This window comes from Streptomyces sp. NPDC036984, from assembly GCF_055607665.1.
Genome location: NZ_JBVJRL010000002.1, coordinates 380,547 through 397,183, shown reverse-complemented (window position 1 = coordinate 397,183; position 16,637 = coordinate 380,547). Strand labels below are relative to the sequence as shown.

Here is a 16,637-nt window from a genome sequence, read left to right as displayed (position 1 = left end):
GGGGAGATGCCCTTCCCCTCGGCAGCTCGGGCTGGTCGTACCGTCGCAGGGTCAGTGGCTGCCGGTGTTCGCCTTCGCCCACACGACCTGATATCCCAAGGTCGCCGTCCACTGCTGGAGGACAGTCAAAGGCGCCGGTGGCGGCGCCGGTACCAGAGCGCGCCGACCCCGGCGGACCCCGTGGCCAGGGTGATGCCGAGGACCGGCCAGCGGCTCTCGGCGATGCGCAGGCCGGTCAGGAAAATCACGGCGGTCAGGACGAGCGGTACGAGGAGGGAGAGGAGCGCACGGAGTACGGCCGCCATTACTTCCGGTTCGAGGCGGGAGGTCCGACGGCGCGGGGCGGGTGCGGTGTCGGCGAAGTAGTAGGCGAGGACACGGTCCGCCAGGCGGGCGTCGGCACGCCGGTAGACCACCGCCATGTACGGGAGCCAGACGAGGGGCGCGACCAGTCCGACCAGGAAGACCACGCCGAGGAGCAGCCACCGCCAAGCCTGGACGGCGACCCGGCGTACACGCCGGCCCGCGTCCTGGCTCTCGTCGGCCGGCGCGAGAATGCCGAGGAGGTGGGCCATGCGCAGGGTGACGTTCCACAGGATCACCCATCGCTTCCAGCGGGCGGGTGCGTCGGCTGCGCGTCCGGTGCGGGTAAGCGCGTCCTGGGCCTGTCGGGTGTCCTCGTACACGCCTTGGAGGACGAGGAGTTCGCCGGCGCGGGCGCTCGCCGTGGGGTCGCGGCCGTCGAGAGCGGCCAGCTCCAGGACCGTACGTGCCTGGCGGAGCAGCGCCGCGCAGAACGCGAGGGGAGTGAGCACGAGGAACGGGCCGCCCACGATGGATCCCTCCGATACGACGGTCCGTCGGCCGCGAGCGACCACCCGGGCCCGGAGCTCGGCGTCGGTGGCGTCGGGGTGCCTCCGCCGAAGCGAGGCGATTGCTTCGGGCACGGCCGGCCCGACGCGGCGGACGGCGAAGTCGGCGAGGAGTTCGGGGAGGTGCCCGGGATCGGTGACGACCGACGCCAGCAGCGAGCGTTGAGGTGAGGGCTCCTTGCGGGAGCCCTCAGTTGTCGGATTCTCCCGGTGCGGCACATGTCGTATTTACCACGAATGACCTTGATCACCGCCTGGCTCACCGTCGAAGTCGGCGCCCGCTCTCCCCACCAGCACGCACCACTGGGGCGCGGCCCTTCCCCCGTGACGGGTGAGGTACGGCGCCCGTGCCTGGGATGCGATGGGAGGAGCAGCGGAGGCGTGCGCCGGCCTGCTGCCCCGCCTGCTCCGGCGGCGTACCCGAGCTGGACGACTCTGCGAGGTGGACAGTGTGAAGCACTGGCGGGCTCTGATCGTCCTCGGTACGGCCCAGTTCCTGATGGTCCTGGACACCTCCGTCATGAACGTGTCCATCAGTCAGCTGGTCGAGGACTTCGACACGGAGGTCACCGCCATCCAGGCCGTCATCACGCTGTACGCGCTCGTCATGGCCGCTTTCATGATCATCGGCGGCAGGTTCGGGGACATCCTGGGGCGTCGCCGTATGTTCCTTCTGGGGCTGGTCGTCTACGGCGTGGGGTCCGCCCTGACCGCTGTGGCACCCACGCTGGGGGTCCTCACGCTGGGCTGGTCCGTCATCGAGGGGCTCGGGGCCGCCATGGTGCTGCCGGCCATGGCCGCCCTCGTCGCGGAGTCGTACCGCGGGAAGGACCGGGCCATCGCCTACGCGGTCATCGGCGGGCTCGCCGGCGCCGGGATCGCGGTCGGCCCGCTGCTGGGCGGCTGGGTGACGACGTACCTCACCTGGCGGCTGGTCTTCGCCGGCGAGGTCGTGGTCGTCGCGGCCGTCCTGCTGTGCCGTCGCGTGATCGCGACGCCCGCCCCGACCGGCCCGCGCCCCCGGCTGGACGGGGTCGGCGCGGTGCTCTCGGCGGCCGGACTGGGGCTGGGCGTGCTCGGGGTGCTGCAGAGCAGCACCTGGGGATGGGTGCAGCCCCGCAACCCCCCTTTCACCGTCTTCGGCTTCGCCCCGACGCTGTTCGTCGTCGGCGCAGGGGTGGCCGTCCTGGCCGGCTTCCGGTGGTGGGAGCGGCGGCGGGACCACAAGGGGGCCGACCCACTCGTACACCTGTCCCTGCTGGGCAGGCCCGTGCTGCGGTCCGGCCTGATGACGCTGCTGAGCCAGAACCTCATCCTGCTGGGGCTGTTCTTCACCATCCCGCTGTACTTGCAGGTGGTTCAGGGCTTCGACGCCTTCGAGACGGGGCTGCGCCTGCTCCCGGTGTCCGTCGCCATGCTCGTGACCTCCCTGTGCGGGACCCTGCTGGGCCGGGTGATGGCGCCGCGCCGGGTGGTCCGGCTGGCCCTGCTGACCCTGACGGCGGCCATCGTGTGGCTGCTGGCCACCATCGACCCGGTCATCGACGACGCGCAGTTCGCCGGAGCCATGGCCCTGCTGGGCGTGGGTGTCGGCCTGCTCGCCTCGCAGCTGGGCAACGTCGTCCAGTCCAGCGTCGGCGAGGAGGAACGCAGTGAGGCCGGAGGGCTCCAGTTCACGTCACAGAACCTGGGCTCCGCGCTGGGCACCGCGCTCATCGGGTCCATTCTGATCGGTGCGCTGGCCCACGCCTTCACCACGCAGGTGGACGACAATCCGCAGCTGTCCGAACAGATCCGCGAACAGGTCGGTGTCGCTCTCCAGGCCGGGATCACCTTCGTCCCCACCGATCAGGTGCGCTCGGCGGCCGAGCGTGCCGGGCTGCCGCCGTCCGAGGTCGACGCTGTCGCGGACTCCTACGCCTCCGCGCAGCTGGCCGGCCTGAAAGCGGCGATCCTGGCCACCGGCGGCATCGCCCTCGCCAGCTTCCTGGTCACGCCGCACCTGCCGACCGCCCGGGAAGGCCGTCGCCGGCGGCCGGACGCCGAGGCTCCGGCCGGGGTGACGGGATCGAAGCGCTGAGCTCGGGGGAGTCACCGGTGCCCAGAACCAGAACCAGAGCCACGACCGGCCCGGCCGCGGCCCGCGCGGAGCGCCGAGCCGAGCGCCGGGCCCACGCGGACTACACGGGCGGCGTCTACGGATCCATGCTCGCGGCCTCCGTGGTGATCGGCGCGGGCTCCCTGGGCTCGTTCCCCCGCACCGAGCTGGTGCTGCTGCTGTTGCTCACCGGCGTGGTCTTCTGGGTCGCGCACGTGCACGCCCAGCTGTTCGGGGCGCGCCTGGCGCAACAGGCTCCGGACCGCCCGGTCGTGCTGCACGTGTGCCGCGACGAGTGGCCGATCGTCGAGGCCGCCGTTCCGCCGGCCGCCGCGGTGGCCGTCAGCCCGCTCCTGGGCCTGGACGTGCGAGGCGCTCTCTGGCTGGCTCTCTGCGTCGCCGTGGCCGGCCAGGTGGGCTGGTCCGTGGCCGCGGCCCGCCGCGCCGGTGCTTCGCCGCGGCTCATGGCCGCCACCGCATCGGTCAACCTGGTGCTCGGGCTGCTGATCATCTCCTTCAAGATCGTTCTGAAGCACTGATCCTCGGCGTCCGGTCGCCGGGCGGCGGTCACCTGTACCGGGTGAGGTCCGACGGGGCACGGAGGTGGACGATCGCGGGTAAGGGCGCCGTCCGCCGGACCGAAGCAGTCCATGGAGGGACAGCTCGTGCGCTACGAGATCCGCATCGAGGGACACCTGTCGGAAACGCTGGCCAAGGCGTTTCCGGAGCTGGGCCACGTGGTGATGTCCGGCCAGACCATCCTGTTCGGCCCTGTCGTGGACGAAGCGCACTTCTATGGGCTGCTGGCACGCTGCCAGTCACTGGGACTTCGGGTCGTGGAGATGCGCCAGCTGCCGGACTGACGGGAGCCTGGTGAGGGTGCCCCTGTCCGGCCCCCTTGTGCGGCAGTGTCACTCAGAGCCGCTCCGCCCTGATCCGGCCGGAGCGGCAGGCGTCCTCCAACGCCGCGAAGTCCCGTTCGTTCTGGTCGGCGTACGACTGGGCGAACTCCGTGAGCACGCGGTCGAAGCGGTCGCCGGCGCCCAGATAGGCGGCGAGGGCGATGGGATCGCCCGAGCGGGCGTGGGCCCGCGCCAGGGACGCCCCGCACAGCCGGCCGAAGAGGGCGAGCAGGCCCGGCCCCATGGTCTCCGGCTGTGCGATGCCCTTCCAGTCCCACAGCTGGCGCACGTAGAAGTCCCGGTCCTGCCCGTCGAGGCCCACGACGTGCGTCCAGCCCAGGAAGATGTCACTGGTCGTCTGCATCAGGCGCTGTCCGGTCACCACCCGGCGCCCCTGGTTGTCGTAGCGGTCGCCACCCGTGTGGGCGGACAGCACGGACTCCTGGGCTTCCTTGGCCTGAAGCAGAAGCGGATCGTCGTCGTCCCTGCCGAGCAGGAGCAGGATCCAGCAGCGCGTACCGACACTGCCGACGCCCACCACCTTCCGGGCCATGTCCACCAGACGGTAGTGGCGCAACAGGTGGCGGCATTCGGACGGCAGGGTCCGCGCGTACCCGTCCACCAGGATCCGAAGCTCCCTCTCGCGCCCCTCTTCGGAGGGGTCGTCGAGCAGGTGGTCGATCGGAGTGATCAGTGGCGGGTCGGGAGTGATACGACGGCCCTGGGCCGTGACCCTGGTGAGCTTGGCGAAGGCCCGCAGATGGGTGCGCGTGCGGGCCCGCTCCGCCGCCCGGGCGGTACGGCGTGCTGCCTCCTCGTCCCTCGACGAGGTCATCAGCTCCCGCATCCGGTCGGCGTCGTCCTGGGCGTACCAGACGTCCAGGGTGCGCATGCCGGCGAACTCGTGCATCCGCTCCCGGTACGCCTTCACACAGGCTCGCACGGTGCTGTTCTGCTCCTTGAGCGAGAAGCCGTTCGCCCGGGCCGCCGTCACGAAACCGGCCGCCAGCCGTTTGACGTCCCACTCGAACGGTCCGGGCAGGGTCTCGTCGAAGTCGTTGATGTCGAAGACCAGGCGGCGCTCCGGCGAGGCGAGCAGCCGGAAGTTCAGGGGGTGGGCGTCCCCGCAGAGCTGCACCTGGAGCCCGGTGCTGGGGAGGGGTGCCAGGTCGGCTGCCATGATCGCGGCAGCGCCGCGGTAGAAGCGGAACGGCGACTCCAGCATGCGGCCGTAGCGGATCGGCACCAACTCCGCCACCCGCTCGGCCGACTGCCGCTCCACCACCTCGATGGGATCGGGTCGCTGCTGTGCGGTCTCGTACCAGCCGTGCGACGAACGCGGCGCCCGCCGGCGTGCGTTCCTGCCGTACGCCGCTCGCTCGTCCGGGGACAGGGAGGCGGTGAAAGCGCTCGGCACGGTCATGGTTCCGCCTCCTCGTCCAGCGTCCCGGCGTCGGCGCCGGGACGCGCTTTTGCCGACGGCGCGCGGCGCTGCCGGCGCAGCCCGGCCTGGACCGCGCTCGCCAGCACCCGGGCGGCGACGCCGACGAGCAGCAGCCCTCCCGCCATCTGCAGCATCGTCAGCACGCGTCCGGTCTGGGTGTGGGCGGTGATGTCCCCGTAGCCGACCGTGCTGAAGGTGGTCAGGGTGAAGTACAAGGCGTCCGTCCTGGTCAGCGGCTCGCTGAAGGAGTCCGGGGCGGAGCGGTCCAGCAGGTAGTAGGCGCCGGCGAAGAGGACCAGGAACAGCACCAGCGTGGCGGCCAGGGCCTCGACGGCTCTCAGTCGCGGGTGCGGCGAGCGCGCGATGACCCGCACCTCCCATCCGAACACCAGCAGCACCGCCAGCAGGCCGCACACGAGCAGGGCCGAAGCACCGGCCGTACCGCGCTCGTCCAGGGGCAGCAGGTAGTAGGCAGTGACGAGGCCGACCGTGATGAGCACGGTGCGGGCGCCGGCGACGACCGTCGCCCACCGGCGGGGGCGGCGCCGCCGACGCGGCCGGTCCGCGTCCGGCCCTGGCCGGGCCCGGTCCGTCCGGGCGGTGTTCGGATCGCTCATCTCGTGTCTTCTCGCTCCGTCCGACCCCGGAAGGTCGCTCCGTCCGACCCCGGAAGGCGGGTGGGCCGGGCGCCGGGAGACTTCCAGCTCACCGCCACGGCGGAGCCGATGGATCACCCGTGGTGGGTGAGCCGGTCACCGAGCGGCAGGCATGACCCTGGAGCGGTCAGGTGCTCGCGCACCGCCCCCTCACCCCACCCCGTCGGCTTCCGGAGGCGACGGCTGATCACGCGAGGAGGAGACATGACCATGTCGCGTGGTCCGGCATCGCGTCCCGGGCAGGACCCCGAACCCGGCGGGGTGGCCCCGGCTCCGATGGGAGACTCCGCAGACGTGCTCGCGCGGCTCGGCCGTTCATGGACCTGGCTCCTGGGATCCGCCGTCATGACGCTGGTGCCGGGCGTCCTGGTGCTGGTGTGGCCAGAGGCGACCCTGCACGTCCTGGCGGTCCTCATCGGCCTGTACCTGCTGGTGAGCGGGGGGTTCCGATCCGTGGCCGTCTTCGCGCGGGAGGGGCACGAGCGGCTGCCGGGGCTGCTCCTGGCCGTGCTGTACGTCCTGGCCGGGGTGCTGTGCCTGAGGAACCCGCTGCAGACGATCGCCGCGCTCTCGCTGATCACCGGGGTCGTGTGGCTCGTGTCCGGCATCCTCACCCTCTACACGGCCATCTCCGTCGAGGACCTGCCGCACCGCGGCGTCGTCACGGTCGCCGCCGTACTCGGCATCGTCGCGGGGATCGTGGTGCTCGCCCTGCCTGCCGAGTCGGCCCGTGCCCTGACCAGGCTGCTCGGCCTGTGGCTCGTCCTGCTCGGCCTGGCCGAGGCGGTGGTCGCCCTCGCTTGGCGGGCCGCGCTCCGAAAGACGCACCCCCCGGAGCCGGACGCCCCCGCCGCGACGGCCTGACACCGCACGAGAGCTTCGTTTCGGCTGCCTCCCCGACCGTCATCCCGATCAGCGACCGTCGCCACCGGCGCGGCGCACGCGGAAAGGAGCCCCATGAACCCCGCCGCGCCCCCGGATCCGCCGGACTCCGGCGGAGACGCCACCCGGCACCACGTCATGACCGCCGAGGAACGGGCGGAATACGAGCGACTGCGCCGTCACGCGTCGGTGAGCCACCGGCGGCTGCGCCGGGCCGGCTCCTCGGTCCTCCTCCTGCTGGCCCTGCTGCTCGCGCCCCTGGCCGTCGTCGCGGCCTGGGTCCAGGACACGGTCTCCGACACCGACCGGTACGTGGAGACCGTCGCGCCGCTGGCGTCCGAGCCTGCCGTGCAGGAGGTCGTGATCAACCGGCTCACGGACCGGGTGGTGGACAACGTCGACGTCTCGGCGGTGACGGACTCGCTCGTCAAGGCTCTCCAGGACGCCGGGGCTCCACCCCGCGTCGTGGCGGGGGCCGAGTCCCTCGAGGGTCCGCTGCGCAACGCGGTCAGGACCGTCGTGGACCGCACCGTCACCCGCGTGATCACCAGCGACGCCTTCCAGCAGGTGTGGGAGGGCGCCAACCGGCGCTCGCACGCCGCGGTGGTGAACATGCTCACCGGAGAGCGCGAGGGTGCCGTACGCGCCGAGGGCGACACCGTCCAACTGGACGTCGGAGCGGTCGTCGACCAGGTACGGGAGCGGCTCGTCGACGCGGGTTTCGACAAGGCCGCCGCCATCCCGGACACCGACCGGACGATCACCCTGTTCCAGACGGAGGAACTGGGCAAGGCGCAGGACGCGATGCGGCTGCTGGACATCCTCGGCACCTGGCTGCCCGTCCTGACCGTCGTACTCGCCGCGCTCGCCGTGTGGACCAATCCGGCACACCGGGTGATGCTGATGATCACCGCGACGGGTGTCGGCCTGATGATGGTGGTGTTGCTCGTCGCGCTGGCCGTCGCCAGACGGGTATATCTGGACTCGGTCCCGCCTGACGTGCTGCCCACCGACGCCGCCACCGCCATCTACGACACGTTCGTCCGCTTCCTGCGCGACAGCACGCGCACCCTGCTGGTCGTGGCGGTGATCACGGCACTGGTCGCCTATCTGTACGGTCCCGGACGCCCCGCCCGCGCCGTCCGCACGGCGGCGGACCGGGGCACGACGGCCGCCGGCCGAGGGCTGCACCGCGCCGGACTGCGCACCGGGGCCACCGGACGCTGGCTGACGGACCACCGGGCATGGATCACCGGTGGCGTCATCGCGGCGGGAGCGCTGGCGCTGGTCCTCTGGAACCACCCCACGGTCGGAGCGGTGGCCCTCGTTGTCGGCATCGCCGTGGCCGTGCTGATCATCCTGGCGATCCTCGCGGCGGCAGCCGGACCGGCCGACCGGGCTGCGGACCCGGCGACGGAAGGGGCGGCCCCATGAGGCGTGGTGGAGAACCCGGCCTCGGGCACGCGCCCTGGCCGCCGGAGCGGCGCGTCAACCCGGGCTACTCGGCTGCCGCACGCTCACCCGCATCGGGTGAGGCCGCCCGGCCCTTAACGTGCCCACGCTGAGAACAGCACACGACGGCGGCCGTTCGGGCGCCTGGGACGGAGGAGAGACATGAGCGAGACCTACCTGGCCTACGACTATCCCCTGCTGAGCGTCTTCTGGAGCATGCTCCTGTTCTTCCTGTGGATCACGTGGTTGATCCTGCTCTTCCGCGTCGTCGTCGACATCTTCCGCGACGACGAGATGAGCGGGTGGGCGAAAGCCGGCTGGCTGGCGTTCACCGTCCTGCTGCCCTTCCTGGGCGTGTTCGTCTACGTGATCGCCCGCGGCAAGAACATGGGCCGCCGGGAAATAGCGCAGGCACGGGCACAGCAGGAAGCGTTCGACGCCCACATCAGGGAGGCCGCGAGCGGCGTAGGCCGGACCAGCAGCGTCGACGAACTCGCCAGGCTGTCCGAGATCCGCTCCCGCGGCGACATCACGGACGAGGAGTTCCGCAGGGCGAAGGACCTGGTCCTGACCGGCCATGGTCCGGCGGGGGACCCGGGATCCACCTTCCACACCTCTGGTCGCTGACCAGCCGGATCACATGAAACGAGGCCCAAGATGACCACGACACACACCCAGCCGGCACACACGGCCAAGGGAGAGTGGGCAACCGGCCTGACGGCCTTCGCGGCGGTGATGCTCTTCCTTGTCGGCCTGCTCGACACCTTCCGGGGCATCATGGCCATCGCCGAGGACGACATCTTCGTCACGACGCGCAACTACGTGTTCGAGTTCGACCTGACCAGCTGGGGCTGGATCCACCTCGCTCTGGGTGTGGTCGCCATGATCGTCAGCTTCGGGCTGCTCAAGACCGCGACCTGGGCACGCGTCGCCGGCGTGGCCATCGCCGGACTCGTCATCATCGCCAACTTCCTCTCTCTGCCGTACTACCCGGTGTGGTCGGTCGTGATGATCACTATCTCGGGCTTCATCATCTGGGCCCTGTGCGTGGTCCAGCGTGGCAACCTCTTCGACCTGTCCGAGGAACGTCCCATGTCCGAGGCGCGCCCGCCGGACAGGACCTCGTATCCGCACGGGCCCGCCTGAGTACACAGCGGTCAGGGCGTGAGGCGGAGGAGAAGGGCCGACAGGGTGCAACCCGACGGTGGCACGAGGAGATCGAGGAAGACAGGACCCTCGACCGGAGTCGAGGGCCGTGCCGCACGGGCCCGCCTCGCCGTACTCGCCCTGCTGGGCAGCATTCTGGTGGCGCTCGTCGCCGCTGGTCTGCGGAGCGTGCTGTGGGCGCTGGCGGGCGTCGCCGGACTGGCGCTGGCCGCCGTGGGGGTGTGGTGGGCCCTGGCGCACACCGGAGCGCTCCGTGCTCTCGGCGCGGTCCTGTCGGTGGTGGCGCCGGTCGCTGTCCTGGCCCTCTATGCCACGTTCGGCATGCTGGGGCCGGCCTTGCTGTCCCTGGCTCTGTGGGTCCTGGCCGTCACGGCGGCGCGTACGGCCCTGAGCCCCGGGCACACCACCTCCGAGCAGTCCGGGCAGGCGGTCGCCAAGGCGCCCCACAGCCCCTGGATCCTCATGAATCCGCGCTCCGGCGGCGGCAAGGTAGGCCGCTTCCACCTGGTCGACAAGGCCCGGGCGGCTGGCTGCCGGGTGGTCCTGCTCGAACGCGGCCAGGATGTCGCCGAACTGGCCCGGCAGGCCGTCGCCGAGGGGGCCGATCTGCTGGCGGTGGCGGGCGGCGACGGCACCCAGGCGCTGGTGGCCGAGGTCGCGGCGGGTCACGACCTGCCGTTCGTGGTGATTCCCGCCGGCACCCGCAACCACTTCGCCCTGGACCTCGGCCTCGACCGCGACGATCCGGCGGCGGCCCTGGACGCCCTGACCGACGGCGTCGAACTCCGCATCGACCTCGGGTACGCTGCGGACCGGGTCTTCGTCAACAACGCCTCGTTCGGCACGTACGCGTCCGTCGTCACCGACCCCGCGTACCGGGACGCCAAGGCCCGCACGACCCTGCGCACCCTCCCCGGCCTCCTCACGGGCGAGGACGCGCCCACACTGCGGTCGCGGGCCGACGCCACGTACGTCGACGGACTTCAGGCGCTCCTCGTCAGCAACAACCCCTACGGACGTGCCGTCGACGCGGCCCATCCGGGGCGCAGGGAACGGCTGGACTCGGGCCTGCTCGGTGTGGTGTGCGTGCGGGTCGGCAACACCGCTCAGGCGGCCCGACTGGTGCGCGGCCCGCGCTCGGGGGGACTTGTCCGGCTGAGCGCCGGGGAAGTCGTCGTCGAAGCCGGCACGGACACCCTCCCGGTCGGCATCGACGGAGAGCACGTCCTTCTGCCCTCACCCGTCGTGTGCCGCAGCGCGCCCGGGGCGCTCCGGGTGCGTGTGCCGCACCGTCGCCCCCACGCACCGCGTGTCAGCGGCGGGGCGGCCGACTGGCCGCGCGTGGCACGGTTGGCGCTGGGGCGCCTTCCCCTTGGCCGGGGACAGAACGAGCCTTGAAAGAGCGGCCCAGTAAGTGCCACGCGTGAGCGATGCGTGAGCGGACGGCCGAGGACAGGCCACCACAGTCCGGTCCGCCGATCACGCCGAGGTGCTGCTGACCTGCAAGAACAGCACCAGTTGGCACGAATGAGCACCCCCCGGCAAGGATTCGATCCCACTCCCAAAGCGGGTGTCGCAGGTTCGAAACCTGCCGGGCACCAGGGAAAACGGCCCGGACCGATCATGGTCCGGGCCGTTTTGGCACTCGCTTCGACGGCCTCAGGTACAAAGCCGTGGGATCAGTCGGTGTCGAGTCCGTCGATCAAGCGGTTGAGGAACCGGATGAAGGTGGCTTCAGGGGTGAGGGTGCGTCCGGGGGCGGAAAGGGCTTCGGCGAGTTCGGGGTGGCAGCCGTCGGCGGCGACAGCGGCGAGGTAGCGGGCTTCGGCTGCGGCCCGGTCCGGGGATCGTGAGGCTGCTGCCTGCGCGATCTCGTGGGCGACGTGTCCGGCCACGAATGCGGTGAGCTGGGCGAAGACCTCCAGTTTCGCCGCACCGTCCAGTCCGGTGGGCCGCAGGACGGCGAGCGCGTGTTCCAGGAAGGCCAGCGTGTTGGGGCCCGGTACGCGACGGGTGGACAAGGCGGCGGGCAGCCAGGGGTGGCGAAGCATGTGGGCGCGCTGCAGGTGGGCAATGGTCTTCAGATCGGCCCGCCAGTCGCCACTGGGCGGGTCGGTGACCGTCAGTTCGCCGCTGACGTGATCGACCATCAGTTCAAGCAGTGTCTCCTTGTCGGGGGCGTAGCTGTAGAGCGACATGACGCCGGCTCCGACCTGGGCGGCCACCCGCCGCATGGTGACCGCTTCGAGTCCTTCGGCGTCCGCCAGGGTGACGGCCGCCACGGTGATCGCCTCCCGGCTGAAGGAAGGCCTGCGGCCCCTGCGGGGCTCGGTGGGGCGCAGCCAGAGCTGTTCGGGGTCGACGCCCGCGGCGCCGGACCCTCCGTCACGGGACACGGTCTCGTGCTCCTTCCCCTGATTCCTGAGGCGGCTCTTGCGAAGGTCATCCAAGCATCCTCTATTCTCGTACACCGTACGAAATCAAGGAGGGGAACGATGCCACGTCGCACGCCCGACGCCGTGACCGGACCGGCATGGGTGCCACCTACCGGGAAGCCGCCACTGTCCTCGCGGTTGATGAGGGCGACCTGGCGAGGCCTGCCGGCGAAACGGCACGAGGTCGGATGGGAACCGGGGCTGAGGGTGCCGGCCGCCGACGGAAGCCTGCTGATCACGGACCATTACTTTCCGCGTACGGATGGTGACTTCCCGACCCTCCTGGTCCGCTCCCCTTATGGCCGCGGCCTGCCATGGTCTCCCCAGTACGGTCTGCTCTTCGCCGAACAGGGCTTTCACGTGGTCCTGCAGAGCTGCCGCGGCACCGGCGGTTCGACAGGCGCGTTCGACCTGTGGCGCAACGAGGCCGCCGATGGCCAGGCCACCGTGTCCTGGCTGCGCGAACAACCCTGGTTCAGCGGAACACTGGGGACCGTAGGCCCCAGTTACCTGGGCTACGTGCAATGGGCCCTCGCTCTGGACCCGCCGCCAGAACTCAAGGCAATGGTGGTGCAAGTAGGACTGCACGATCCCTACGCCCTCTTCCACACGGACGGTGCGCTGCGCCTGGAGAACGCCCTCGCCGTCGGCGCGGGCATGACCTATCAGCACCAGGGCATGGCACCGTTCCTGAAGGCGACGCTGCGCCTCCAGCGTCACCTGCGCGCCGTCACCACCGCGCAGCCCCTGCGTGGTGCGTACGTGTCCGCCCTCGGGGGCGAAGTGCCTTGGCTGGACGACGTGATGACACACCCGGATGCCAAGGACGCCTACTGGCGAGGCGCGTCGTTGGCGGAGTCGGCGGAGCGGCTCCGCGTGCCCACAGCTCTGATCACCGGATGGCACGACGCACTGGTCGACCAGACCTTCGAGCAGTACGACCGGCTGCGTCAGGCAGGATGCGAGACCGCCCTGCTCGTCGGTCCCTGGACCCACACCTCCGCCCTGCAGCAGGGATGGCCCGAGGTGTTCGCCGAAAGCCTCGCCTGGCTGCGCGCCCACCTGTACGCCGATCCCTCCGGCCTGCGCCCCACCGCGGTGCGCGTGCACATCGGCGGCGAGAACGCCTGGCGGGACCTCGCCGACTGGCCGCCGGCCCCCACGGCCACCTCGTGGTACCCGGCTCCGGGCGGGCATCTCATCCAGCAGACCCCCACGGACTCCGCGCCACTGACGACGTTCCTCTACGACCCGGCCGACCCCACCCCGTCCCTCGGTGGCCCGCTGCTCTCCCGCACCGCCGGCCCACGCGACAACAACACCCTGGAAGCCCGAGACGACGTCCTGACGTTCACCAGCCCACCACTGACCGAGCCCGTGGACATCCTGGGCCCGGTCTCCGCACGGCTGAGCATCTCCACAGACACCGGGCACGCCGACGTCTTCACCCGCTTGTGCGACGTGGACGCACAAGGCCGCTCCATCAACGTCTGTGACGGGCTGAGCCGACTTCGGACAACTGGAGCTGCGCCCTCGCAGGTCACCGTGCCGATGAGCTCCACCGCCCATCGCTTCGCCGTCGGGCACCGCATACGCTGGCAGATCAGCGGAGGCGCCCATCCGCGCTACGCCCGCAACCCCGGCACCGGTGACTCGTCGGTGGAGGCCACCGCCTTCGCACCGGTGCGCATCACACTCCACACGAACTCGGCATTGACGCTCCCCCGCAGCCCTGGGCCCGGGTGATTCCCCAGCCCTCCGGGGAACGGCCGACGAGCCGGGCCGTGCGGCCCGGCTCGCTCCTCCACGCCGCCGGAAGCTGCAGCCGCGCGCTCGAGCCGGGCAGCGCGAGGCCGCACGGTCGTCGGTCCTCACCGTGGTGATCCGCGGCGCGGCCAAGGCGATGACGTCGGGGAATGGAAAAGGAAGATAAGCGCTCGACGTGCGGGTAAGCGGCACGTGGAGATCACCCGCTGCGTTTTCCACAGGGTCATCAGCCGCGCGGCCGGCTGGCTACGCTGTGCCCCATGGCAGCAGAGGCAACGGCAGCGGCGGCGGATCTTGTGGCCCGGACGGAAGCGCGGAGGCAGGAGTCGTCTTCGGCTCTCGATCCGAAGGAGCGCGCGAAGCGCGGCCAGTATTTCACTCCGGCTCCCGCTGCTGATTTCATCGCCTCGCTTGCTCGGCTGGAGGGTGAGGAGCCGATCCGTGTGCTGGACCCCGGGGCCGGGGCCGGCTCGCTGACGGCCTCCTTCGTCTCGCGGATTCTCCGAGAGCGGCCCGGCGCCCGCGTCAGCGTCACGGCCTGCGAGAACGACCCGCGACTCCATGCCACTCTGTCCGCGACGCTGGAGGACTGCGCGCGTACGGTCCGTGCTGCTGGTGGGCATCTTGAGGCGACTCTGGTGAAAGAGGATTTCATCAGCTGGGCGACCCAGGGCCAGGACTTGTTCGGTGAGGACCGTGGACCGTTCGACGTCGTGGTCATGAACCCGCCGTACAAGAAGCTGGCCGCCACCTCGCGGGAGCGGAGGGCAGTTGCGGAAACCTGCACGGAGACCTCGAATCTGTACTCGGCGTTCATGGCCCTCGGGGTTCATCTCCTCGCCCCCGGCGGCCAGCTCGTTGCCATCACCCCGCGCAGCTTCGCGAACGGCCCGTACTTCCGGCCCTTCCGAAAGTACTTGCTGGATCGGGTGCATATCGATCGCGTGCACGTCTTCGAGGCGAGAAACAAAGTGTTCGCCGACACGGACGTCCTCCAGGAGAACGTGATCTTCTCGGCAACGCGCACCGATTCACCGAACAGGGGCAAGGTGATCATTTCTTCCAGTCACAGCTACGGTGGAGACATCCGGAGCCGTACGGTGGAATACCGGGAGATGGTGCAGCCGGAAGACAGCGAGCATTTCATCCACATCAGCGCGGACGAGGAAGACGCCCAACTCGCCGCCGCGCACGCGAACCTGGCCGCCACCCTCCAGGAGATCGACTGCCAGGTCTCGACAGGCCGTGTGGTGGACTTCCGCTCCAAGGAAAATCTCAGGCCGAATCCGGAAGCAGGAGCGGTTCCGCTCATCTATCCGCTTCACATGCGGGACGGCGGAATCTCCTGGCCTGTTCCCGGTGCCAAAAAGAACAACGCCATCATGCTCAACGGCGAGACCGAGAAGATGACCTTCCCTGCCGGGTATTACGTCGTGGTGAAGCGCTTGTCCTCCAAGGAGGAGAAGCGTCGCGTGGTTGCGGTGGTGTTCGATCCCGAGGTGACGCCGTGCAGCCGTATCGGCTTCGAGAACCACGTGAACGTCTTCCACCACGCCGGCGAAGGACTCCCGAAGGACGTCGCACGGGGGCTGTGTCTCTGGCTGAACTCCACGCTGCTGGACCGATTCGTTCGACGCTTCAGTGGCCACACCCAGGTCAACGCCACCGACCTGAGGAATCTCCGCTACCCCAGCAGGGAGCAGCTCCGGGCCATCGGCCGCGAGTGGATAGAAGGCGGATGGCCCGATCAGGAGAAGCTCGACGACCTGGTCGAACGCCACCTGGAGCCGGCCGAGCCCAGCGCACTCGGCGAGGCGTCACTCGGCGAGGCGTAGCAGCACACCGGTTCCAGGAAAAGCGAGGGCCGCCTCGCGAAGCGAAGCGGCCCTCAATAAGAGATCGGCGACGACCTACTCTCCCACGAGGTCCCCCTCGCAGTACCATCGGCGCTGGTCGGCTTAGCTTCCGGGTTCGGAATGTTGCCGGGCGTTTCCCCACCGCTATGGTCACCGAAAAACTTGGCGCAAACCCTGAGGCCCACGCCTTTATGTGATGAGTATACAGGGGAACAAGAGCGCGACCTCGCCGCGAGAGGCTGCCGTACCGCTCCGTCCGCTGCCACAGCAGTGCGGGCCATCCCCTGGAGATGGTCGCCGGCCGGGTACGTCGAGCACCGGGAGCTGTGGGGTGAGGACGTCACCGTACAGGGAGCCCCACGCCGTCGAACGGATCAGGCCGGCAGCCACTTCACCACCGCGTCACCGCTCTCGGCCGTCCGCGCGTAGAACGCCCTCAGTTCCTGGTGCACCGCGGCGAAGGCGCCCCAGGTCTCGGGCTCCGCGGTCACGCCGCCGTAGCGCGGCAGCAGTGCGTCGCGGGCGAAGACCCACAGCGCGTCGAAGTCCGCTGCAGCCAGGAATCCGGCCACCCGGCGGGTCTGGGCCGCCGTCAGCACCCGCAGCTGCGGCCTGTCCCGGCCGGGGCGCAGCAGCGGCCGGCCGCCCAGCACCACCTGGGTCTGGGGCCGGTCCTCGGCCCGGTGGGGGAAGGTGCCGGCGTAGATCCGCGCCTGGTCCGGATACCGCTCGTCCAGCACCTCCTCGCGGTGCGGACCACCCCGGTACCGGGCGGCCTCTCCGTTGTCCTCGAACTGTCGTTCCAGCCAGGTCGCGCTGTTCCGCAGTGCCGGGGGCGGCACCGCTCGCAGCCGAAGGTAGGCGCTCATGCCAGAAGGAGCGCACGGCGGCGGTGAAGCATTACGCGGCCGGAAACCCGTGCAGTGGACGGGTTTCCGGCCGCGCTGCCCGCTCCGCGCCGCTCACGGGGGGAGTGGGCGGCGGCGCGGAGGGGTGTGGCGGTGCCAGTCTCCGGCGGGCGTTCGCACCCGTCCGGTCACCGACCCCGGTACTCAGCCAGCGCACGACCGGCGGGAAACGTCACCGAGGCGGGGCCGCACCGGCCG

Annotated in this window: 15 protein-coding genes and 1 rRNA gene; 10 read left to right on the top strand and 6 right to left on the bottom strand. The window is 70.6% G+C overall.

Going from position 1 to position 16,637, the window contains the following annotated elements; all coding sequences use genetic code 11:
- Positions 1–125: 125 nt before the first annotated feature.
- Positions 126–1,091, bottom strand: coding sequence for a hypothetical protein (locus tag ACZ7DL_RS05795; protein ID WP_470771663.1), 966 nt, complete (start codon positions 1,089–1,091; stop codon positions 126–128).
- 232 nt (positions 1,092–1,323) lie between these two features.
- Between ACZ7DL_RS05795 and ACZ7DL_RS05790 the strand changes: the two genes are divergently transcribed.
- From ACZ7DL_RS05790 to ACZ7DL_RS05780, 3 genes are all read left to right on the top strand, one after another.
- A complete protein-coding gene (locus tag ACZ7DL_RS05790; RefSeq protein WP_470771662.1) occupies positions 1,324–2,952 on the top strand; it encodes an MFS transporter in 1,629 nt (542 codons plus the stop codon).
- A 17-nt stretch (positions 2,953–2,969) separates the two neighbouring features.
- The gene (locus ACZ7DL_RS05785) at positions 2,970–3,509 is read left to right on the top strand and encodes a hypothetical protein (RefSeq protein WP_470771660.1); all 540 of its coding nucleotides are present in this window, start codon (positions 2,970–2,972) and stop codon (positions 3,507–3,509) included.
- Positions 3,510–3,635: 126 nt separating this feature from the next.
- Positions 3,636–3,833 carry a hypothetical protein gene (locus ACZ7DL_RS05780; protein ID WP_470771658.1) on the top strand — a complete coding sequence of 66 codons (198 nt, stop codon included), beginning with the start codon at positions 3,636–3,638 and terminating at the stop codon, positions 3,831–3,833.
- Positions 3,834–3,885: 52 nt separating this feature from the next.
- Here ACZ7DL_RS05780 and ACZ7DL_RS05775 read toward each other — a convergent pair whose 3' ends face one another.
- Both ACZ7DL_RS05775 and ACZ7DL_RS05770 read right to left on the bottom strand, forming a co-directional pair.
- Entirely contained in the window at positions 3,886–5,295 is a 1,410-nt protein-coding gene (locus tag ACZ7DL_RS05775; RefSeq protein WP_470771657.1) for a DUF2252 domain-containing protein, read from the bottom strand.
- Positions 5,292–5,933, bottom strand: coding sequence for a potassium channel family protein (locus ACZ7DL_RS05770; RefSeq protein WP_470771656.1), 642 nt, complete (start codon positions 5,931–5,933; stop codon positions 5,292–5,294). The genes ACZ7DL_RS05775 and ACZ7DL_RS05770 overlap by 4 nt, the downstream gene beginning before the upstream one ends.
- Before the next feature lie 243 nt (positions 5,934–6,176).
- Here ACZ7DL_RS05770 and ACZ7DL_RS05765 point away from each other — a divergent pair, with 243 nt between their 5' ends.
- The 5 genes from ACZ7DL_RS05765 to ACZ7DL_RS05745 all read left to right on the top strand — a co-directional run bounded on the left by ACZ7DL_RS05765 (position 6,177) and on the right by ACZ7DL_RS05745 (position 10,871).
- Positions 6,177–6,836 (top strand): HdeD family acid-resistance protein, encoded by a 660-nt coding sequence (locus ACZ7DL_RS05765; protein WP_470771655.1) that lies wholly within the window; start codon positions 6,177–6,179, stop codon positions 6,834–6,836.
- A gap of 93 nt (positions 6,837–6,929) precedes the next feature.
- A complete protein-coding gene (locus ACZ7DL_RS05760; RefSeq protein ID WP_470771653.1) occupies positions 6,930–8,288 on the top strand; it encodes a hypothetical protein in 1,359 nt (452 codons plus the stop codon).
- A gap of 180 nt (positions 8,289–8,468) precedes the next feature.
- A complete protein-coding gene (locus tag ACZ7DL_RS05755; protein ID WP_470771652.1) occupies positions 8,469–8,933 on the top strand; it encodes an SHOCT domain-containing protein in 465 nt (154 codons plus the stop codon).
- Positions 8,934–8,963: 30 nt separating this feature from the next.
- Positions 8,964–9,452 carry a DUF7144 family membrane protein gene (locus ACZ7DL_RS05750; RefSeq protein ID WP_470771650.1) on the top strand — a complete coding sequence of 163 codons (489 nt, stop codon included), beginning with the start codon at positions 8,964–8,966 and terminating at the stop codon, positions 9,450–9,452.
- Between the two features lie 45 nt (positions 9,453–9,497).
- Entirely contained in the window at positions 9,498–10,871 is a 1,374-nt protein-coding gene (locus ACZ7DL_RS05745) for a diacylglycerol/lipid kinase family protein (protein WP_470771649.1), read from the top strand.
- Between the two features lie 281 nt (positions 10,872–11,152).
- Here ACZ7DL_RS05745 and ACZ7DL_RS05740 read toward each other — a convergent pair whose 3' ends face one another.
- On the bottom strand, positions 11,153–11,869 hold the full coding sequence (locus ACZ7DL_RS05740; RefSeq protein ID WP_470771648.1) for a TetR/AcrR family transcriptional regulator: 717 nt from the start codon (positions 11,867–11,869) through the stop codon (positions 11,153–11,155).
- Positions 11,870–12,049: 180 nt separating this feature from the next.
- On the opposite strand from ACZ7DL_RS05740, the gene ACZ7DL_RS05735 reads away from it, so the two are divergent.
- Both ACZ7DL_RS05735 and ACZ7DL_RS05730 read left to right on the top strand, forming a co-directional pair.
- Positions 12,050–13,654 (top strand): CocE/NonD family hydrolase, encoded by a 1,605-nt coding sequence (locus ACZ7DL_RS05735; protein WP_470771987.1) that lies wholly within the window; start codon positions 12,050–12,052, stop codon positions 13,652–13,654.
- Positions 13,655–13,935: 281 nt separating this feature from the next.
- Positions 13,936–15,510, top strand: coding sequence for an Eco57I restriction-modification methylase domain-containing protein (locus tag ACZ7DL_RS05730; protein WP_470771646.1), 1,575 nt, complete (start codon positions 13,936–13,938; stop codon positions 15,508–15,510).
- A 62-nt stretch (positions 15,511–15,572) separates the two neighbouring features.
- Here the strand turns inward: ACZ7DL_RS05730 and rrf are convergent.
- Positions 15,573–15,689, bottom strand: a 5S ribosomal RNA gene (rrf, locus tag ACZ7DL_RS05725).
- Between the two features lie 216 nt (positions 15,690–15,905).
- Positions 15,906–16,400, bottom strand: coding sequence for a DUF1877 family protein (locus ACZ7DL_RS05720; RefSeq protein WP_470771644.1), 495 nt, complete (start codon positions 16,398–16,400; stop codon positions 15,906–15,908).
- Between the last annotated feature and the right edge of the window lie 237 nt (positions 16,401–16,637).